The 18150-nt window shown below is 62.2% G+C and carries 18 protein-coding genes; 6 read left to right on the top strand and 12 right to left on the bottom strand.

The window, feature by feature from the left end:
* Window position 1 precedes the first annotated feature (1 nt).
* Window positions 2-1102, top strand: a complete 1101-nt coding sequence (locus tag AC3IT6_RS10575) for an extracellular solute-binding protein (RefSeq protein ID WP_489355298.1) — start codon at window positions 2-4, stop codon at window positions 1100-1102.
* 48 nt (window positions 1103-1150) lie between these two features.
* Window positions 1151-2275 carry an agmatine deiminase family protein gene (locus tag AC3IT6_RS10580; protein ID WP_489355300.1) on the top strand — a complete coding sequence of 375 codons (1125 nt, stop codon included), beginning with the start codon at window positions 1151-1153 and terminating at the stop codon, window positions 2273-2275.
* Window positions 2276-2424: 149 nt separating this feature from the next.
* Here the strand turns inward: AC3IT6_RS10580 and AC3IT6_RS10585 are convergent, their stop codons facing one another.
* The 9 genes from AC3IT6_RS10585 to AC3IT6_RS10625 form a co-directional block, all read right to left on the bottom strand.
* Entirely contained in the window at window positions 2425-2853 is a 429-nt protein-coding gene (locus tag AC3IT6_RS10585; protein WP_489355302.1) for a nuclear transport factor 2 family protein, read from the bottom strand.
* A 2-nt stretch (window positions 2854-2855) separates the two neighbouring features.
* Window positions 2856-3590 carry an SGNH/GDSL hydrolase family protein gene (locus tag AC3IT6_RS10590; protein ID WP_489355304.1) on the bottom strand — a complete coding sequence of 245 codons (735 nt, stop codon included), beginning with the start codon at window positions 3588-3590 and terminating at the stop codon, window positions 2856-2858.
* Window positions 3591-3596: 6 nt separating this feature from the next.
* Window positions 3597-4169: a chorismate mutase gene (locus AC3IT6_RS10595; protein WP_489355306.1), complete on the bottom strand. Its 573-nt coding sequence runs from the start codon at window positions 4167-4169 to the stop codon at window positions 3597-3599.
* Between the two features lie 81 nt (window positions 4170-4250).
* Complete coding sequence (locus AC3IT6_RS10600; protein WP_489355308.1) at window positions 4251-4541, bottom strand: DUF7693 family protein; 291 nt, start codon at window positions 4539-4541, stop codon at window positions 4251-4253.
* Window positions 4542-4760: 219 nt separating this feature from the next.
* A complete protein-coding gene (locus AC3IT6_RS10605; protein WP_489355310.1) occupies window positions 4761-6323 on the bottom strand; it encodes an amino acid permease in 1563 nt (520 codons plus the stop codon).
* Between the two features lie 162 nt (window positions 6324-6485).
* The gene (locus tag AC3IT6_RS10610; RefSeq protein WP_489355312.1) at window positions 6486-7646 is read right to left on the bottom strand and encodes an iron-containing alcohol dehydrogenase; all 1161 of its coding nucleotides are present in this window, start codon (window positions 7644-7646) and stop codon (window positions 6486-6488) included.
* Window positions 7647-7649: 3 nt separating this feature from the next.
* On the bottom strand, window positions 7650-9041 hold the full coding sequence (locus AC3IT6_RS10615) for an aldehyde dehydrogenase family protein (RefSeq protein ID WP_489355314.1): 1392 nt from the start codon (window positions 9039-9041) through the stop codon (window positions 7650-7652).
* A gap of 7 nt (window positions 9042-9048) precedes the next feature.
* On the bottom strand, window positions 9049-10422 hold the full coding sequence (locus tag AC3IT6_RS10620) for a glutamine synthetase family protein (protein ID WP_489355316.1): 1374 nt from the start codon (window positions 10420-10422) through the stop codon (window positions 9049-9051).
* A 234-nt stretch (window positions 10423-10656) separates the two neighbouring features.
* Window positions 10657-12246: a winged helix-turn-helix domain-containing tetratricopeptide repeat protein gene (locus tag AC3IT6_RS10625; RefSeq protein ID WP_489355318.1), complete on the bottom strand. Its 1590-nt coding sequence runs from the start codon at window positions 12244-12246 to the stop codon at window positions 10657-10659.
* A 259-nt stretch (window positions 12247-12505) separates the two neighbouring features.
* Here AC3IT6_RS10625 and AC3IT6_RS10630 point away from each other — a divergent pair, with 259 nt between their 5' ends.
* The 4 genes from AC3IT6_RS10630 to AC3IT6_RS10645 all read left to right on the top strand — a co-directional run bounded on the left by AC3IT6_RS10630 (window position 12506) and on the right by AC3IT6_RS10645 (window position 16499).
* Entirely contained in the window at window positions 12506-13258 is a 753-nt protein-coding gene (locus tag AC3IT6_RS10630; RefSeq protein ID WP_489355320.1) for an SDR family oxidoreductase, read from the top strand.
* A gap of 44 nt (window positions 13259-13302) precedes the next feature.
* On the top strand, window positions 13303-13716 hold the full coding sequence (locus AC3IT6_RS10635) for a cupin domain-containing protein (protein WP_489355322.1): 414 nt from the start codon (window positions 13303-13305) through the stop codon (window positions 13714-13716).
* A 96-nt stretch (window positions 13717-13812) separates the two neighbouring features.
* Window positions 13813-14910, top strand: a complete 1098-nt coding sequence (locus tag AC3IT6_RS10640; RefSeq protein WP_489355324.1) for an HlyD family secretion protein — start codon at window positions 13813-13815, stop codon at window positions 14908-14910.
* Window positions 14907-16499: a DHA2 family efflux MFS transporter permease subunit gene (locus AC3IT6_RS10645; protein WP_489355326.1), complete on the top strand. Its 1593-nt coding sequence runs from the start codon at window positions 14907-14909 to the stop codon at window positions 16497-16499. Before AC3IT6_RS10640 ends, AC3IT6_RS10645 begins: the two co-directional genes overlap by 4 nt.
* Before the next feature lie 69 nt (window positions 16500-16568).
* Here AC3IT6_RS10645 and AC3IT6_RS10650 read toward each other — a convergent pair whose 3' ends face one another.
* The 3 genes from AC3IT6_RS10650 to AC3IT6_RS10660 all read right to left on the bottom strand — a co-directional run bounded on the left by AC3IT6_RS10650 (window position 16569) and on the right by AC3IT6_RS10660 (window position 18149).
* The gene (locus AC3IT6_RS10650; RefSeq protein ID WP_458371070.1) at window positions 16569-16892 is read right to left on the bottom strand and encodes a hypothetical protein; all 324 of its coding nucleotides are present in this window, start codon (window positions 16890-16892) and stop codon (window positions 16569-16571) included.
* Between the two features lie 166 nt (window positions 16893-17058).
* On the bottom strand, window positions 17059-17751 hold the full coding sequence (locus AC3IT6_RS10655; RefSeq protein ID WP_489355329.1) for an RES family NAD+ phosphorylase: 693 nt from the start codon (window positions 17749-17751) through the stop codon (window positions 17059-17061).
* Entirely contained in the window at window positions 17745-18149 is a 405-nt protein-coding gene (locus AC3IT6_RS10660; protein ID WP_458371078.1) for an antitoxin Xre-like helix-turn-helix domain-containing protein, read from the bottom strand. Before AC3IT6_RS10660 ends, AC3IT6_RS10655 begins: the two co-directional genes overlap by 7 nt.
* Window position 18150: the final 1 nt, after the last annotated feature.

Here is an 18150-nt window from a genome sequence, read left to right on the forward strand (position 1 = left end):
CATGAACACGATCAACAAGCTGTGCCTGGCCATGGGGCTGGCGCTGAGCTGTGCGGTGCCTGCGTTGCACGCCGAGGAGAAAACCCTGCGGCTGTACAACTGGGCTGATTATTTTGCCGAAGACACCCTCAGTAAATTCACCGCCGAAACCGGGATCAAAGTGATCTACGACGTCATGGAAGGCAGTGAAACCCTTGAGGCCAAGATGTTGGCCGGCGGCAGCGGTTACGACCTGATCTTCCCTGGCGACACCGTGGCTGAACGCTTGATGCGCGCTGGCAGCCTGCAACCGCTGGCTCAGTCAAAAATCGCTGCGATGGCTGATATTGAGCCCGGGTTGCAGAAACTGCGCTCGCGTTATGAATATTCGAGCAAAGCGACGGTGCCATACACCTGGGGCACCATCGGCCTGACCTACAACGCCGAGCAAATCGCCAAGCGTGAACCGGACGCACCGGTCAATAGCCTGGACATGCTGTTCAAGCCGGAACTGGCGGCGAAGTTCGCTGACTGCGGCATCTCGATGATCGACTCGCCGGACGAAGTGCTGGCGGTGGTGCTCAACTACCTCGGCCGCGACCCGCGCAGCGCCAAACCGGCGGACCTGGCGGCGGCCAGTGACCTGCTGATGAAGTTGCGGCCGTACATTCGCAAGTTCCAGTCGCAACCGGTGACCGACCTGGTCAACGGCAACCTGTGCGTGTCCCTGGGCTACAGCGGCGACATGACCCAGGCGCAACGTACGTCTGACAGCGCCGGCAAGAAAAGCACCTTCCACTACCGCATTCCCCGGGAAGGCACCACGGTGTGGATGGACACCATGGCCATTCCCGTCGACGCCCGGCACCCGGAGTACGCCTACGCCTTCATCAACTTCGTGATGCGCCCGCAGAACATGGCGGCCATCAGCAACTTCACCGGCTACCCGACCTCCAACGCCAAGGCACGCCCGGATGTCGATGCCGCGATGCGCAACAACCCGGATATCTACCTCGATGAAGCCACCTACGCACGGCTGATTCCCGGCAAGGACATTCCCCAGGCCGACATGCGGGCACGCATGCGCACCTGGACCAAATTCAAGACCGCTACAGTCAAATGATCACCGGCCGGCCCGAGGGCCGGCCAAACCTCGATTTCAGGAAAACACATGCCGACACGTCGAACATTCATCAAGCAGGTATCGATCGCCGCCGGGCTGGGTGCGGTGGCGTCCATGGGATTGGGCTTTGCCGGCCTGGCGGTGCGAGCGGCCGGTGAAGGCAAGTGGTACATGCCCGATGAAGGGGACAAACACCAGCGGGCTTTCATCGCCTTCGGCGCACAGGCCGCGATCTGGGAGGACTTCACGCCCCACGTGCAAGACGCCCTTGGCCGGATCGCCCGCGCGATAGCCGAATACGAGCCGGTCACCGTGTTCTGTCGCCAGAGCGAAAGACGCCTGGCCGAAAGCAAATGCGGCAGCCACAACACCACCTTCGTGATCACCGAACTGGACGACATCTGGATGCGCGACATCGGCGCCAATTTTGTCGTCGATGGCAACGGCGGTCTCGGCGAAGTGGACTTCAACTTCAACGGCTGGGGCAACAAACAGCAGCATGCGGACGATGCGCAACTGGCCGCCCAGGTCGCCGAAAACGCCAAGGCCGATTACCTGCGCAGCGAACTGGTGGGAGAGGGTGGTGGCATCGAAGTGGATGGCCACGGCACCGGGATCATCACCGAAAGCAGCTGGATCAACCGCAACCGCAATCCCGACTGGACCAAGGCCGAGGTCGAGGCAGAGCTGAAACAACGGCTGGGCCTGCGTAAAATCATCTGGCTGCCGGGCATCAAGGGCAAGGACATCACCGACGCCCACGTCGACTTCTATGCGCGCTTCGTCAGGCCCGGCGTGGTCATCGCCAACCTCGACAACGACCCCGAGTCCTACGACTACAAGGTCACTCGCGCCCACCTGCAGATCCTCGAAAACGCCACGGATGCCGATGGCCGCAAGTTGCAGGTGCATACCGTGTCGCCGCCGCTCAACCCGCGCAACAGCCGGTTCAGCAAAGACAATCAGGACTTCGCCGCCGGCTACATCAACTACTTCGTGATCAATGGCGCGATCATCGCTGCGCAATTCGGCGACGAAGAAGCCGATGCCAAAGCCTTCGACCTGCTGTCCGAACTCTACCCGCAGCGCAAGGTGGTGCAACTCGACATCGACGCGATCTCCGCCGGTGGTGGCGGTATTCACTGCGTGACCAGTCATCAGCCGATGGTTTAACGGCTTACCCCCGATTTCAGGCTAAACACAAATCCTGTGGGAGCGGGCTTGCTCGCGAAAGCGGAGTGTCAGTCAACAGAGATGTTGAATGTGATGGCCTCTTCGCGAGCAAGCCCGCTCCCACAGGAATTTTTGGTGAGTCAGGTAAGTCAGGCCTTGCTGGACTTCAGGTAAACCCCGAGGCGCCGCCCCATTTCCTCACCCAATGCCTGCAAGCCACTCAACGGCCGCACCATCACTTCAAGTTCGACAATCTTGCCCTGTTCGTTGAAGCGGATCATGTCGATGCCCTTCAGCTCTTTCCCGCCGACCCTGGCGCTGAATTCGAGAATCACGCTCAAGCCATCCGCCGTCGCCAACTCGCGGTGATAGGCAAAATCCTCGAACACGTTGATGACCGTGTTGAGGATCATCGACACCACCGGCGCCCCCGGATACGGCGTGTGCGCCATCGGCGAGCGGAACACCGCCTGCGGATCGAGCAGTTCTGGCAAGCCGCTCAAGTCGCGCTTGCCGATCATCGCGTGCCACTGTTTCAGGGACGCTGCGACGTTGTGGTTCAGGTTCAGCTCGGACATCTTCAACTCCTGTTTTTTATTGTTGTGCTGCAAAAGCGTTGGTCGATGACCCTGGCGGCATCGTCGGCCCACTGACGGTAGAGCATCGGCCCCGGATGAAAACCATCGCTGGCCATCAGGCCCGGTGCGGGCGCCAGCGGGGTTGTCAGCATCGTACATTGATCCACGCGATCTGCCAGATCCGCCAAATGTGCATTGAAACGACGCGCCCTGAACCCCAGAAACCAGCGCAGCGGCTGCGGCAGGGCAGGGAACAAATGCATCGGCGGAAGCGGCGACACCACAATCTGCCTCACCGCGAACTTGTCGCACAACAGCGCCATCAAGCGCCGTTGCCGAGCGAGCCATTGATCCAGGGTGAGTGAACTGGTGACATCGTTGACGCCAATTGATAACAGCGCCACATCGAACGGCTCGGGAGCGTGCTGTTCGAGCAGTTCCAGCAGCCCTTGGGAATCCAGACCCGAGCGCGCCCAGAGTTTCCACGACACCTGGTAATCATCGGCCAGGCGCTCGACCAGTCGACCGCTGAGGGCCTCACCTTGAGTCGCCGCACCCACGCCTGCAGCGGCGCTGTCGCCGACTATCAACAACCGCAACACGTCGCCGCTGCCGACTTCGCCCTGACGTTCGCCTTCGGCCTCTGGCAACTTGGGCGTTACGCGCCGCGTGTACAGACCCTGCGCCAACAACAGCGGGCCGAGCAGGATTTTGGCGAAGGTTTCAGTGTGGCTCATTTGACGTTATCGCCCTGCAATGCATAGCTCCCCGGTCGCACGAATCATCGCCTGGTCATGCAAATAATCCTTGATCAGCGCGGAGCGTTCGGTGGCCAGCCATTGCGGGCAGTTCGGGTCTTTGCGGTAGGGCAGGAACGCGGCGTACTGCGTGAGCAACAGGTTTTGCAGGGTGTCGAGCTTGGGCCGGATGTCGTTGCCCAAGTCCGGCCGTGGCGTGTCCGGCGCCTTGTGCGCCGCTTGCCATTGTGCGATTCGGCTGTATTGCACCAGTTTGCTGGCTTCGATCTGGGCGGCGATCAGGTTGGCGACATCGTCGGGGTCGAGCTGGCGCTGGGCCGCCTGCTTGCGGGCGTTGGCGATGACTTGCGCTTCCCGGGCGCTGTCCTGGACCGGTTTGCCGCTGTCCCACTTGGTCAGCGCCACCAGCTCGCTGATGTACAACCGCTCATTCATCGTCGCCAGCAAGGGTTGCAAGGCATCGGGTGCCGGGGGCGTCGTGCCGGCCTGGGCGCTGCCGACGAACAAACCGAGCAGGGCGCAGGCCAGCCAGTGCGGCAGGCGTGGGGAACGGGGCATGGGCAGTACCTCCTTGGAAGCGAAAATCACTCCGGCTTGTTTATCACAAGTGCGGCCAGGGAACGACAGGTTGCGCAGGATTCAGGCCAGCAACCGTTCAATCTGCGCCAGCTCCCAGGTACTGAGCAAACTCACCGGGTCGGTGCCGAAGCGTTGCCCGCTGTCGAACGCATATTCACGGCCATCGGGGCTTTGGCCGTGCAGGCAGTGGCGCAAGTGGCCGGTGTCGACCTCCAGTGTCAGTTGCCAGCCGTCGATGTCGACCCGCACAGGGCTCGACGCGCGTTGATCATCAAGACGCTGGACCGTGCAAATGCCCTGGGCGGCATCGCGCAATGGCTGGTAAACCTCGCGGGCGGTGAGGGCGGGCATCGTGGCCTCAGGTGTGAAAACGGGGAGGCACAGGATAGATCATCGGCCCGCAAAAAAGCCCGGCAGATCTGGCCCGGACTCTGTAGGAGCGAGCTTGCTCGCGATGGACTCAAGAGCGCCGCGTTTAGCCAGTAAACACGCGTTATCGTTAACGACCATCGCGAGCAAGCTCGCTCCTACAGTGATTCCCTTTCGATTAACTGAACAACAGAGCGGCCTTCAGCTTCCACTTTGTTTATTCAACGCCGCCTCCGCCGCAGCAATTTCAGCCTGGCGCTTGACGATCATGTCGCCCACCGGTGGCCCCTGGAAACGTCGCGCTTCAAAGCCGAACCAGACGATGGCCGTCAGGACCAGGAAGCCGATGGTGATGTACAGCGCCCAATCGTTCGGTGGCTGGATGCCGATGACGAAAATGATGATCATCGACAGGATCGAGAGAATGGCGAACACCGAGTACCAGAAACGCCCCATGTTCCACGGTCCCATGGTCGGCCACTTCGACGTACCAAAGGTAAACAGGCCGAGCGCGATGGGAATGGCGAAGGAGAAGAACAGGAAGATCACCGTGCAGGACACCACGATGGTATAGACCGGCGTTGTCCCGATCGAGATCACCGACGATCCCCAGACGAACAACACCGCTAGGGTGGCACCGGTCCAGATCGCCGCCACCGGGCTGCGATGGGTCGATGAGACCGAGGACAGCGCTTTTGAGCAGGGCAGGCCTCCGTCCCGGGAGAACGCGAAGATCATGCGTGAAACCGAGGTGACGGTGGCCAGCCCGCAGAGCACCTGCGAAATGAAGATCGCCACGAAAAGCACCAGTTTCAGTGTCGGGTTGACTTGGGTGTTCATGGCCCAGAAAAACACGTTCCAGCCTTGCTTGGCCGCCTCGTCCATGTTCGGCAGCATCAGCACGAACGCGCTGAGCATCAGCCAGCCGAACAGCAACGACCAGACCACCGACATGACCATGCCACGCGGCACCGACATGGCTGCGTTGCGGGTTTCCTCGGAGGTGTGCGCGGAGGCGTCATAGCCGGTGATGGTGTAGATCGGCAACAGCAGGCCGAGCATGAAAACCCAGCCGTTGGAGACCTGCGGCCAGACGCCGCCACCGGCCTCACCGGAGTAGTTGCCGAAGGTCCACAACCGCGCGAATTCATAGCTGGGTGCCGATATCAGGCAGACGATGGTCAGGGCCAGCGCCGTGGCGAAGATCAGGTAGCCGGAAAAGTCGGTGAGCCTGGCGGTCAGGCCGATGCCCAAGTGGTTACACAAGGCCTGCAGGCCGGTGAGGATCGCCAGGAAAATCACCCGGACCGTGGTCGTGTCCTCCATGCCCAGTGCCGGTCCGAAGGCGCCGAAAAAGAAGTAATAGGTGCCGACGTTGATCGCGCCCAGCACCGTGACCAGCCCCAGCAGGTTGAACCACGCGGTCAGCCAGCCGGTGAAGCGGTTACCGAGAATCGAGCCCCAGTGGTACAGGCCGCCTGCGGTGGGGTAGGCCGAGGAAATCTGCGCCATGGCCATGGCGAATACCCCGGAGATCAGGCAGCCGATCGGCCAGCCGATCCCGATGGATGCACCCCCCGCGCCCGAGGTGCCCTGGGCCAGTGAGTTGATGCCACCCGAGAGGATGCAGATGATCGAAAAGGAAATGGCGAAGTTGGAGAAAACCCCCATTCGTCGTGAGAGTTGCTGGGCATAGCCCATGCTGTGCAGCACCTTGACGTCATCGTCGTGCGTTTCGGTGCCCGGCTGGCTTGCTGGGTTCATGATGTGTGCCCCTTGTCAGGTTTTGGACAGGCCGAACTGAGCCGCCGTAGGCTCGACCTTGGTTTTCTGTAGGAGCGAGCTTGCTCGCGATGGACTTGAGGATGACGCGGGGTGTCAGGCTCCCCGCGTCATCGTTGACGTTCATCGCGAGCAGGCTCGCTCCTACAGACGGCCGTGAAACGCCGCGTCGAAAATCTTTGCCACGCCGTCCCGGGTCAACGGCAGCGGGTTGCCGCCGGCGGAGGGGTCGACAATCGCCATGTCGGCGATCAGGTCGGCCTGCCGGTCATCCACGCCCAGTTCAAACAGGGTATGGGGCACGCCGATGTCCTTGCGCAGCTTGAGGATGAAGGCCAGGAAACTGTCGAACCCCGGCGAGGGCAGGCGCAGGTAAGCCGCCAGGCGGGTGATGCGCTCCTCGATGGCCGAGCGATTGAATTGCAGGACATAGGGCATGAAGGTGGCGTTGGTCATGCCGTGATGGGTGTCGTACAGGGCACCGACCGGATGGGAGAGCGCATGCATCCCGCCCAGGCCTTTCTGGAATGCCGTGGCGCCCATCGCCGCCGCCGCGAGCATTTGCGCGCGGGCCTCAAGGTCCGATGGTGTGTGTACCGCCTTCACCAGTGAGTTGGCCACCAGGCGCATGCCTTCCACGGCAATGCCATCGGCCAGGGGGTGAAAACCGGGGGCGCAGTACGCTTCCAGGCAATGGGACAACGCGTCCATGCCAGTGCCGGCGGTGATTTTCGCCGGCATGCCGACGGTCAGGGCCGGGTCGCTGATCACCACGCGCGGCATCATTTTCGGGTGGAAGATGATGCGTTTGGTGTGGGTGCGTTCGTCGATGATCACCGCCGCACGGCCGACTTCGGAACCGGTTCCCGCTGTGGTCGGCACGGCAATGACCGGGGCGATGCGGCTGTCGTCGGCGCGGGTCCAGTAGTCGCCGATGTCCTCGAAATCCCAGACCGGGCGGGTCTGGCCACTCATGAAGGCAATGAGCTTGCCCATGTCCAGGCCACTGCCGCCGCCGAAAGCGATCACGCCATCATGCTGGCCGGCACGCCAGGCATCGAGCCCGCCGGCCAGGTTGGCTTCCACCGGGTTGGGCTTGAGGTCACAAAACAGCGCCACGCCAAGACCCGCGGCGCGCAATGCGTCGAGTGCCGCCGTGGTGATCGGCGCGCGCGCCAGGCCGCTGTCGGTCACCAGCAAGGGGCGCTGGATACCCTGGCTGCGACAGGCCTCGGCCAGTTCGGCGATGCGCCCGACACCGAAACGAATGCTCGTGGGGTAGTTCCAGTTTCCTGTCAGGTTCATGGTCTACACCTCGTGACGCAGATGAAAGGATTTGGCCCGGGTCAGGTGTTCGTAGCCCAATGGCGACAGAGTGACGCCGCGCCCGCTGTTCTTCACGCCGGTCCAGGCCAGTGCCGGGTCCAGGTAATCGCAGCGGTTCATGAATACGGTGCCGGTGGCGATCTCGTTGCCCAGGCGTTCGGCCGCAGCGAGGTCCCGGGTCCAGATGGAAGCGCTGAGCCCGAACTCACTGTCGTTCATCAAGGCGATGGCTTCTTCATCGCTGGCCACCGGCATGATGCCGACCACCGGGCCAAAGCTTTCGTCGCGCATGACCGACATTTGATGGTTCACGTCCACCAGCACTTGCGGTGCCAGGTAGGCGCTGCCCGGCACGTCGGCGGCAAAGGACTTCGGATCGATCAGCGCTGTCGCGCCCTGGGCCAGCGCTTCGGCGATCTGGCCACGAACGAAGAATGCGGCACCCGGAGTCACCAGCGGACCGAGGGTGGTGGCTTCGTCCAGCGGGTTGCCCAGCACGTACTGGCGGGTCAGTTCGGCGAAGCGCTCGACAAACACCGGGTAGATTTTCTGGTCGACGTAGATGCGTTCCACGGCGCAGCAACTCTGCCCGGAATTGAAGAAACTGCCGTCCACCAGATTTTCCACCGCCTGTTCAAGGTTGGCGTCTGCCCGGACATAAGCCGGGTCTTTTCCGCCGAGCTCCAGGCCCATGCCGATAAATCGTCCGCTGGCGACGCTTTCCATGACCTTGCCAGCCTCCACGGAACCGGTGAAGTTCACTTGCTGCACGCGCCCGCAAGCAATGATCGCCCCGGTCGACACATGGTTGAGCAGCAGATTCTGGAACAACCCCTCGGGCAGTTTTGCGCGACGCATGGCCTCGGCAAAACGCTCGCCCACCAGCAGGGTTTGCGATGCATGTTTGAGGATCACGCTGTTGCCGGCCATCAGCGCCGGGATGATCGTGTTCACCGCGGTCAGATAGGGGTAGTTCCACGGGGCGACCACCAGCACTGTGCCCAGCGGCTCGCGTTTGATGTAGCGTCGAAAACCCGCCTTGGGCGCAGGCTCTACAGCGGCCAGGGTCTGTGGAGCGATGGCGATCATGTGTCGGGCGCGTTCGGCAAAACCGCGCAGTTCGCCGGCGCCGTAACGCACCGGGCGGCCCATCTGCCAGGCCAGCTCCGGCACGATGTCCGCCTGCATCGACAGCATCGCATCCACGGCGGCACTGCAATAAGCCGCACGTTCGCTCAGTGGGCGGCGTTGCCATGACGCCTGTGCATTGGCAGAGGCCGTCAGTGCCTGCTCGATCTGCTGCGCATCGGCCACCTCGCGTTCGACGTACACCCGGCCATCGACCGGGGAGATCAGTTGTACCTTCTCAGTCATGATGTTCTCAATAGCGCTCGAAACCGCGCTGCAATTCCCAGTCGGTGATTCGCCGGTCGTACTCCTTCTGCTCCCACTCGGCGGTGTGCACGTAATGGTCGATCACCTCATCGCCGAACGCCTGTCGCAACATGCCGGAGGCCTTGAGGGCGGCGCTCGCCTCGCGCAGGGTCTTGGACACTTCCGGCAAATGCTCGTCGAGGTAGGCGTCGCCTTCGAACGGCGGTGCCAGATCGAGCTTCTCGTCGATACCCGCCAAACCCGCCGCGATCAGCGCGGCGAAAGCCAGATAGGGGTTGAGGTCGGCACCGCCGATGCGGCATTCGATGCGGATGGCCTTGCTGCCTTCGGCACACAGGCGAAAGCCTGCGGTGCGGTTGTCGCGGCTCCACACCGCCCGCGTCGGCGCAAAAGTGCCGGCCTGGAAACGCTTGTAGGAGTTGATGTAGGGCGCGAGAAAACAGGTGATATCGTTGGCGTACTTGAGCTGTCCGGCGACCCAGGCCCGCATCAGTTTCGACATGCCGAACTCGGCTTTGGCGTCGAAGAACAGGGGCTTTTTGGCGTTCTTGTCCCACAACGAATTATGGATGTGACTGCTGGAACCGGCGGCCTCGTAGCGCCACTTGGCCATGAAGGTGATCGCCTTGCCCTGCAACTGCGCGATCTCTTTGCAGGCGTGCTTGATGATGACGTGGTGGTCGGCCATGGTCATGGCGTCGGCGTAGCGGATGTTGATCTCTTCCTGCCCCGGGCCCCATTCACCCTTGGAGTTTTCCACGGGAATACCCGAGGCCTGCAAGTGCTTGCGGATCGCCCGCAGCACCGGCTCTTCGCGGGTAGTCTGCAGGATGTTGTAGTCCTCGATGTAATGGCCGGCGGTTTTCGGTTTGTGATAGTTGCGCTTGTGGATCGCCTCGTAGCTCTCATCGAACAGATAGAACTCGAGTTCCGAGGCAAACATGCCGGTATAGCCGCGCTCGCGCAGGCGCTCGACCTGCTTTTTCAGAATCGCCCGCGGGCTGTGGGGCAGGTCCTGGCGATGGTGATGATCGAGCACGTCGCACAGCACCAGCGCCGTGCATTCAAGCCAGGGCACGCGCCGCAGGGTGGACATGTCGGGCTTGAGCACGAAATCGCCGTAGCCCTTGCTCCAACTGGCTGCGGCGTAACCCGGCACTGGCTCCATGTCGATGTCATCGGCCAGCAGGTAGTTGCAGCAGTGGGTTTCTTCGTGGCCGCTGTCGATGAAAAACTCGACCTGGAAGCGCTTGCCGACCAGGCGTCCCTGCATGTCGACCATGCAGACCAGCACGGTATCGATTTCGCCGGCGGCCGCGGCGCGCTTGAGTGCATCAAAGCTGAGGAGGGGCTCTGTCATCACGGCAATCCTGCGTGAAAGGTTTGGGCCAGTCTGGGATAGCTGTTGCAGACGCTCTCCAGAAAAACCCAAAACCTGCAGAACCGAGCATCGTGAGCAACGAGTTGATCAAAGCTTAGCTTACCTTGTAGGAGCGAGCTTGCTCGCGATGGACTTGAAGACACCGCGTTTAATCAGAAAACCCGCGTCATCGTTGACGACCATCGGGAGCAAGCTCGCTCCTACAAGGGGGCTTCACTCTGGCAACCCCGCCCGCCGCAGTCCATCGACGAAACGGGCGAAATCCTCAGGCCGTTGAATGGGCAGCCAGTCCTTGAGGGTGCACAGGCGCAAGGAGGGGTCCAGCTTTCGCAGACGCTGCATCGCCAGATTCGCTTTATCCATTCGACCGCCGAGCGCATGACTGGCCGCTACCAGCGCCGCCGCGATCAGCAGACTGGGCAGGTTGCCCAGTGCCTTTTCCGCCCAGCCCGCAGCGGCATCGAAGTGCCCGGCGAAGAAATGCGCGAGCGCCATCCCGACCTGCATCCTGAACATTTCCGGATCCAGAGGACTCAAGCGAACGGCATGGTTCAAATTCTCGATGGCGGCGTCTGTTTCACCGTGCAGCGCCCGCAGGATACCGCCCAGGAACCAGGCGGGGGCGAGGTTGGGATTGAGCAGGCGTGCCCGGTCGAGCAGTGCAATGCCGGCGTCGACTTCGCCGGCGAGATGGCTCAAGGCGTGTCCGCCGCGCGTTAGTGCGACCGCATCATCCCGGCCAAGGGACACCGCCAGGCGCGCCAGCCGTATGCCCTCGGCGATTTCTGCAGGCCGATCGGTCATCCAGCCATTGAGCTTGCGCCAGAAATGGCACCAGGCGGCCATGCCATAGGCCGAGGCAAATTCCGCATCGAGTTCGATGGCCTGGTAGAACATCGGCAGCGCCTGCTCGATGGCTTCCCGGCTGCCGCTGTGCAGTTTTGCCATGCCGCGCAGGTAGTAGTCATAGGCGTCCAGGCTTTCCGTCGGCTTGCGTTTGGCGCGTTCGATTTCGGCCCGTTCCAGTTGCGGCGCGATAGCACCGACGACGCTTTCGGTGATTTGGTCCTGCAGCTCGAAGATGTCGTCGAGCAGGCCTTCGAAGCGCTCCGCCCAGATGTGCGTCCCGCTCGTCGCGTCGATCAGTTGCCCGGTAATGCGCAGCTTGTTGCCGCACTTGCGCACACTGCCTTCGAGCACGTAGCGAACGCCCAGCTCCTGGCCGACGCCTTGGGCGTCCACTACCCGGCCCTTGTAGGTAAAACTGGAATTGCGCGCGATGACGAACAGCCAGCGGATACGCGACAGAGCGGCGATGATGTCCTCCACGACGCCATCGGCGAAATACTCCTGCTCCGGATCGCCGCTCAGGTTCTGGAACGGCAGGACGGTGATCGAGGGTTTGTCCGGCAGGACGAGCGTAGAGGAGGGGATTGGTTTCGGGGCAGCGCTCGCGCGTTCATCGATATCAGGCTGTCGCGCTTCCCCGGTCATGGCGCCGTTGATCTGACCAACGAAACGGTAGCCCTTGCGGGCGACGGTGCGCACCAGACGCTGCTCCTCACCGGTATCACCGATGGCCTTGCGTACCGCATTGATGTGGCTGGTGATCGTCGATTCCGAAACGATCCGGCCGCCCCACACCGCCTTGAGCAATTCGTCCTTGCTGACGACGCGGTCGGGATTGTTGACGAACAGCAGCAACAGGTCGAAGACCTGCGGTCCGACGGCCACGACCTGCCCGCGCAGGGTCAGCTCCCGGCGCTCCTGATCGAGTACGTAGTCTTCAAACGTGAATGGCAAGTTGAGCATCCCCTGGCGAAGCGCCCTCAACTCCGTGTCCCAGGCGGCTGGCGGTTGGTAACTGAGGCAGATGATACGGCAGCTCGACACCCGCTGCACCGTCAGCGGCAAGGGAGTTTGGAACAACCTCAGCAGCTTTGGACATAAATCCAAGCACACGCCAAGGCAAACTCAAGCCCGGCGCAAGGACTTGCCTGGTGCGCGCAGGCAATCTCACTACACCGACGCAATGGTTGCAGTCGACAAGTGGAGAAAAGTCATGAAGATCGTCGTCATCGGAGGCTCCGGCCTCATCGGATCGAAACTTGTGAACACCCTGCGCGAGCGCGGCCATGACGCGCTCGCCGCCAGCCCCAGCTCGGGCGTGAACAGCATCACCCGCGAAGGCCTGGCCGAAGCGATGGATGGTGCTGATGTGGTGGTCGACGTGGCGAACGCGCCGTCGTGGGAGGACCAGGCCGTTCTCGATTTTTTTGAAACGTCGAGCCGTAACCTGCTGGCCGCCGAAGCCGCTGCCGGGGTTCGTCATCATGTTGCCCTGTCGATTGTCGGCAGCGAACGGCTTCCCGATACCGGCTATTTCCGGGCCAAGGTCGCGCAGGAGGCCCTTATCAAGGCATCCAGCGTTCCCTACACCATTGTGCGTGCCACGCAGTTCTCCGAGTTTGCTGGTGGCATTGTCCAGTCGTTCGCCGTTGGCGAGGAAATTCATGCTTCGCCGGCGCTGATCCAGCCGATAGCGTCCGACGACGTGGTAGCGGCGCTGGCCGATGTCGTACTGGCTGCACCGCTCAATGGCACCGTTGAAGTCGGCGGCCCGGAAACCATGCCGATCGACGAACTGGCCAGGCGTTATCTGCGGGCGACCCAGGACAACCGCAAGGTCGTGCCGGATGTACATGCCCGTTACTTCGGCGCCGTGCTCGACGATCAATCGCTGGTCACCGGCAAGAACGCACGCCTGGGGGCGATCCGCTTCGACGACTGGCTGGCCCGGTCGACGGCGCAGTAACGGATCGCAACCTCACATTTCCCTACCAATCCAGGAGAAATCCCATGGTTACCCGATTGCTAATGGCCGCTGTCTTCGCCGCGCTCTCGATCAGCGACGCATCGGCCGCCGAGCCGCCCCACGGCAAGGTGACGGTGGTGTTCGACCGTCCCATCCCCAACATCCCTGGCAAGAGCATGAGGGGCGTGGTCGTCGAGTATGGGCCGGGTGCCGCGTCGCCGGCCCACACCCATCCGAAAACGGCCTTCATCTATGCAACGGTGCTGGAGGGCTCGTTTCGCATCGAGGTCAAAGGCGAACCGGAAAAGATCTACAACGTCGGTGAAAACTTCGTAGAGGAGCCGGGTTCCGTGCACCTGGTCAGCGCCAACGCAAGCGACACTCAACCTGCACGCCTGTTGGCGGTGTTCGTCCTCGATACCGACGAAAAGGTACTCGTAACACCTCTCAAGAAGTGAGCTGATCGACGCGCTCATGAAGGCTCGACAGCCGGGCGACAGACCCTGTCGCCCAGTGGCTGAGTCAGTTCTTGGCACTGAACAGGAAATGAAAAAATGAACTCCCTCCTGGACAAGGCCGCCATTGCCACCAGCGCAAGTAGCGGAACGCCTGTGGTCGTGGTGCGGCGAGGCAAGCGCAAGACCATCGGCCTGTTGCTGTGCGTCGCGGCCTTGATGGTCGTGGCGGTTTGGGGAGCCCTGGCGTTTTCGAGTAGCGCGACCTCCACCGACAACGCCTATGTGCGCGGGGATGTCACTTCGCTCGCCGCCAAGGTGGCCGGCTATGTCACGGCGGTCGAGGTCGAGGACAACCAGGCCGTGCGTGCCGGGGATGTGCTGTTTCGTATCGATGACCGCGACTATCGCGCCAGACTTGCGCAAGCCGAGGCCAATGTCAGCGCCGCCCAGGCGCGCCTGACCCATGTCGATGCGCAGATCCGGCTTCAGCATGCGCTGATCAGGCAGGCCGAAGCACAAAGGCGCTCGGCCACCGCCGACATGAGCCTGGCGGCCAAGACCCACGACCGCAGCCGCAAGCTGATCGTCAGCAATGCGGTGAGCCAGGCCCTGGTCGATGAAACCGGCACGGCGCAATCCAGAGCCGTGGCCTCGGTGTCGGCCGCTTCGGCAACGGTCGAGGCGCAGCAGCAACGCATCGCGGTGTTTGTGGCCGAGCGCGAGGCTGCCGTGGCCGCCGTGACGCAAGCACAGGCCGCGCGGGATCTCGCCCGGATCGATCTCGATCACACCGTGGTGCACGCACCAGTGGATGGCGTGGTCGGTAACCGTCAGGTTCGCCTCGGCCGCTTCGTCACGCCGGGCGTCTCCCTGCTCGATATCGTGCCGGTCAACGATGTGTGGATCGTGGCGAACTTCAAGGAAACCCAGCTCGAACATATTCGTCCCGGCCAGCATGTGCGCGTCACGGTCGATGGTTACCCCGATGCGGCACTCGATGGCGTGGTCGACAGCTTTGCACCGGGCAGTGGCTCGGCGTTCAGCCTGCTGCCGCCCGACAATGCCACCGGGAACTTTGTGCGTGTCGTGCAGCGCGTGCCGGTGAAGATCCGCCTGGCCCACAATCCGCTGCCGGGGCGCATCGTACCGGGCCTGTCCGCGCGGGTTGAGGTTGCGCAAGGGGCCGGCTCATGAGCCGCGTTGCCTGCGCCACGCCGAGCAGCACCAAGGAGACGACCGGCGTCCTGCTCATGGTGGGCATCGTGCTGGCGACGTTGACGGAAGCGATCGCCAGCACCGTGCTCGCCCTCGGCCGCGGCGACATCATCGGCGACACCTATGCCACGCCTGACGAGTTCGCCTGGCTGGATGTCGGCTACATCGCGTTCAAGCTGATCGGGTTCATGCTCGCCCCTTGGCTGATGCAGCGGTTTTCTGCGCGCGACGTGATCATCGGCGCCACCCTGATCATGGGCCTGGCGTGCTGCGTGGCTGCCGCTACCGCCTGGTTGGAACTGCTGATCGCACTGCGCGTCCTGCAAGGCTTCGCCGGCGGCACTTTACTGGTGGCGGGCCAGGCAATCATTTTTCGCAGCTATCCACGTGCCCTTCAGCCGATCCTGCAGGCCCTGTTCGCCATGGCGGCGGTGGTCGCGTCGGCGACCCTCGCACCGGCCCTGCAAGGGTGGTTGATCGACAGCCAGTCCTGGACCTGGATTTTCTTCAGCGTGGTGCCGCTGGCCCTGGCGGCGATCGGCCTCTTGCTCATCGTCGACCACCCCATGCCCGCCAAGGTCCGGCAACGTTCGTTTGACTGGCTCGGCTGTGCACTGATCGGTGCCGCGCTGTTGTGTTTCACCTACGTGCTCAGCCAGGGCAGTCGCTGGGACTGGTTCGAGGAACCGCGCATTCTAGTGATGACGGTGATCGGCGGCGCCGCGCTGCTGGCCTTTATCGGTCAACAGGTTTTGGCCAATGGCCAGGGGCTGCTCGACTTCAGCCTGTTCAAATCAAGCGATTTCACCTTTGCCTTTATCGTCAGTTTCGTCGCCGGTGCCGCCCTGTTCGGCAGCGCCTACCTGATCCCGGCGTTCGCCCTGTCGGTACTCGCCTTCACACCGACCGATGCCGGCCTGCTCCTGTTGCCCAGTGGCGGCTTTTTTGCCGGTTCGCTGCTTATCGCCGCCTGGCTGTTCACCGTGCGCCGCGTGCCGCCGGTGGCGACCGTGCCCTTTGGCATCCTGCTGATCATGGCGGCGATGTGGATGCTGTCCGGCTCCACCAGTGAAAGCGGCAGCGACGACATGATGGCGGCCATCCTGTTGCGCGGCCTGGGCCTTGGCTTCCTGTTTCTGTCGATCACCCTGATCGCTTTCAGCCACCTCAATAGCCGCAACCTGGCCAACGGCATCGGCCTGTTCAATACAGGGCGCCAGTTGGGTGGCTTGATGGGCGTCGCCGGGCTGCAGACCTTGATCGACCATCAGGTTGTCAGCAATGGCGTGGTCCTCGGCGCCAACGTCACCCCGGGAGGACATGCGCTCGTCGAACGGCTGATGACCACAACCGCGATGCTGGCAGGGAAGGGCATGGATCCGGTGGCCGCTGGCCGGGCAGCCACCAGCCTGCTGGGCAAAGCGGTGTCAGGGCAGGCCACGGTGATTGCTTTCGATACGGCGTTCTTCGCCGTGGCCCTGTTGTTCGTCTTTGCCGCGCCCATCCTGGTTGGCATCAAGATTGGCCTCTCGCGATCCGCGAAAGTGCATGAACAACGGACGCATTGATGACCCACACGAAAAAGCCCGGCTGTAGAGGCCGGGCTTTTCGTTGAGTCCTGCGGTCAAGCACTGCATTCAGACAGCGCGGCTTTCGATCAGACGGTCCGAACCGCCTTCGGCGACGCGGTTTTGCAGCAGTTTGTCGGAGCCGCCTTCAGCGACGCGGTTCTGCATCAACTTGTCGGAGCCATCGGCAGCGACGCGGTTTTCGATCAGACGATCCGAACCACCTTCAGCCACGCGATTCTCGATCAGGCGATCGGAACCGCCCTCGGCCACACGGCTTTCAATCAGACGATCCGAGCCGCCTTCAGCGACCACAGGTTGAGCAGAGTTTGCGGCGAAAGCGTTAACTGCGAAAACCGAGAAAGCGATGCTGAGGAGGGTTTGGCGTTTCATGATGGTGTGCTCCGGGGTGCTTATGGGTGGGTATGGAGCAGATGTTACGCCGGGGATTTTTTAAGAGAACTTCATTGAAATGATGGTGACTATCGATGCGGTCAATGGATCGAACACTGCCTGTATAAGCACCTCTTTCTGTGGCGAGGGAGCTATCGCAAGGCAATCAGGCTTCGTTTATCTGGCTGACACTGGTGATCTGCCCATTCCAGACCATCTCGTAATGCGCCGCCTGCACAATCGACGAAACCGGCCTCGGTGTCATCAACGCCCAGCAATGACTGCCCGGCATCCGCACCGAGTGATAACGCAAACCCGGACAACCGGCGTCCCGCACCGCTCGCCCCAGCACACGGGAATGGCTGTAGTCGTCCGGCGCATACACCGGATCGCTCATCGGCAGGGCAGCGGCATCCTTCATCCCTCCATCGCCAAAAGCACAAGCCAACCCACGAAACACAAAGCGCTCATAGTTCAGGCTCGGCACCTTGGACCAATACAGAGCCTGGTGATGCCGCACCTCGGCCAGCGCCGCTTCCATCGAATCCGCCAGGTACAACACCCCAAAACGCCCGTCGCTGAAACGCGACCCCGCCGGGTTGACGTGGGTAAACGGCGCAATCGCGTAGGAACAACCCGCAATGCCGAACGGAATCTCGCTGCGCGCAATCAACTCAAGCTGACCCAGCTCATTCTTCAACCGCGGATTGGTCAGCGCCTGAATCTCGTACAACACCTCGAACTCATCCGCATCCGCCACATCATCAAACAACGCGATGGGCGGAAACTTCGAATTGACCAGGCGATAAGCCTGCAACGACTGACCGGCAAACACCGCCAGTTCACTCGCCATCACCATTGCGCACCCCGCAGCATGTCGATGCGGCGGAAGGTTTCATACAGTGAAATCATGTCGCCCTGGGCCATGATCTCCAGCGGCGAACGCCCGTTGAAAAACTCGTTGTCATTAGCCATCGAGGCAAAGCCATAGACATTGTCCGGGTTGTCGAACACCAGCCGCAACGTCGCGTGAATGTTCAGCACGAAGCTGATGCGCTGCATCTGATCCGCATCCAGCGCCACCGCCCAATCCGGGTCACGCTGCCGGGCGCGGGTGTAGGTGCTGCGGGAAATACGCAGGATGCGACAGGCCTGGTCGCTGGTGGCCTTCCACTTTTCCAGAATGCTCACGGCGGCGCGCAGGCCGGTGACGCATTGGTTTTTGCTGAAGGATTGGGCTTGGGCGGGGACGGCCATG

This window comes from Pseudomonas sp. KH_017 (assembly GCF_057840285.1).

Excerpts from the sequence above, each read along its gene's own strand:
- AC3IT6_RS10605 (WP_489355310.1), bottom strand. The coding sequence starts at position 6,323 with ATGAACCCAGCAAGCCAGCCGGGCACCGAAACGCACGACGATGACGTC.
- AC3IT6_RS10630 (WP_489355320.1), top strand. The coding sequence starts at position 12,506 with ATGAAGATCGTCGTCATCGGAGGCTCCGGCCTCATCGGATCGAAACTT.
- AC3IT6_RS10600 (WP_489355308.1), bottom strand. The coding sequence starts at position 4,541 with ATGCCCGCCCTCACCGCCCGCGAGGTTTACCAGCCATTGCGCGATGCC.
- AC3IT6_RS10655 (WP_489355329.1), bottom strand. The coding sequence starts at position 17,751 with ATGGTGATGGCGAGTGAACTGGCGGTGTTTGCCGGTCAGTCGTTGCAG.
- AC3IT6_RS10650 (WP_458371070.1), bottom strand. The coding sequence starts at position 16,892 with ATGAAACGCCAAACCCTCCTCAGCATCGCTTTCTCGGTTTTCGCAGTT.
- AC3IT6_RS10640 (WP_489355324.1), top strand. The coding sequence starts at position 13,813 with ATGAACTCCCTCCTGGACAAGGCCGCCATTGCCACCAGCGCAAGTAGC.
- AC3IT6_RS10595 (WP_489355306.1), bottom strand. The coding sequence starts at position 4,169 with ATGCCCCGTTCCCCACGCCTGCCGCACTGGCTGGCCTGCGCCCTGCTC.
- AC3IT6_RS10620 (WP_489355316.1), bottom strand. The coding sequence starts at position 10,422 with ATGACAGAGCCCCTCCTCAGCTTTGATGCACTCAAGCGCGCCGCGGCC.
- AC3IT6_RS10645 (WP_489355326.1), top strand. The coding sequence starts at position 14,907 with ATGAGCCGCGTTGCCTGCGCCACGCCGAGCAGCACCAAGGAGACGACC.
- AC3IT6_RS10575 (WP_489355298.1), top strand. The coding sequence starts at position 2 with ATGAACACGATCAACAAGCTGTGCCTGGCCATGGGGCTGGCGCTGAGC.
- AC3IT6_RS10590 (WP_489355304.1), bottom strand. The coding sequence starts at position 3,590 with ATGAGCCACACTGAAACCTTCGCCAAAATCCTGCTCGGCCCGCTGTTG.
- AC3IT6_RS10585 (WP_489355302.1), bottom strand. The coding sequence starts at position 2,853 with ATGTCCGAGCTGAACCTGAACCACAACGTCGCAGCGTCCCTGAAACAG.
- AC3IT6_RS10635 (WP_489355322.1), top strand. The coding sequence starts at position 13,303 with ATGGTTACCCGATTGCTAATGGCCGCTGTCTTCGCCGCGCTCTCGATC.
- AC3IT6_RS10580 (WP_489355300.1), top strand. The coding sequence starts at position 1,151 with ATGCCGACACGTCGAACATTCATCAAGCAGGTATCGATCGCCGCCGGG.
- AC3IT6_RS10610 (WP_489355312.1), bottom strand. The coding sequence starts at position 7,646 with ATGAACCTGACAGGAAACTGGAACTACCCCACGAGCATTCGTTTCGGT.
- AC3IT6_RS10615 (WP_489355314.1), bottom strand. The coding sequence starts at position 9,041 with ATGACTGAGAAGGTACAACTGATCTCCCCGGTCGATGGCCGGGTGTAC.
- AC3IT6_RS10660 (WP_458371078.1), bottom strand. The coding sequence starts at position 18,149 with ATGGCCGTCCCCGCCCAAGCCCAATCCTTCAGCAAAAACCAATGCGTC.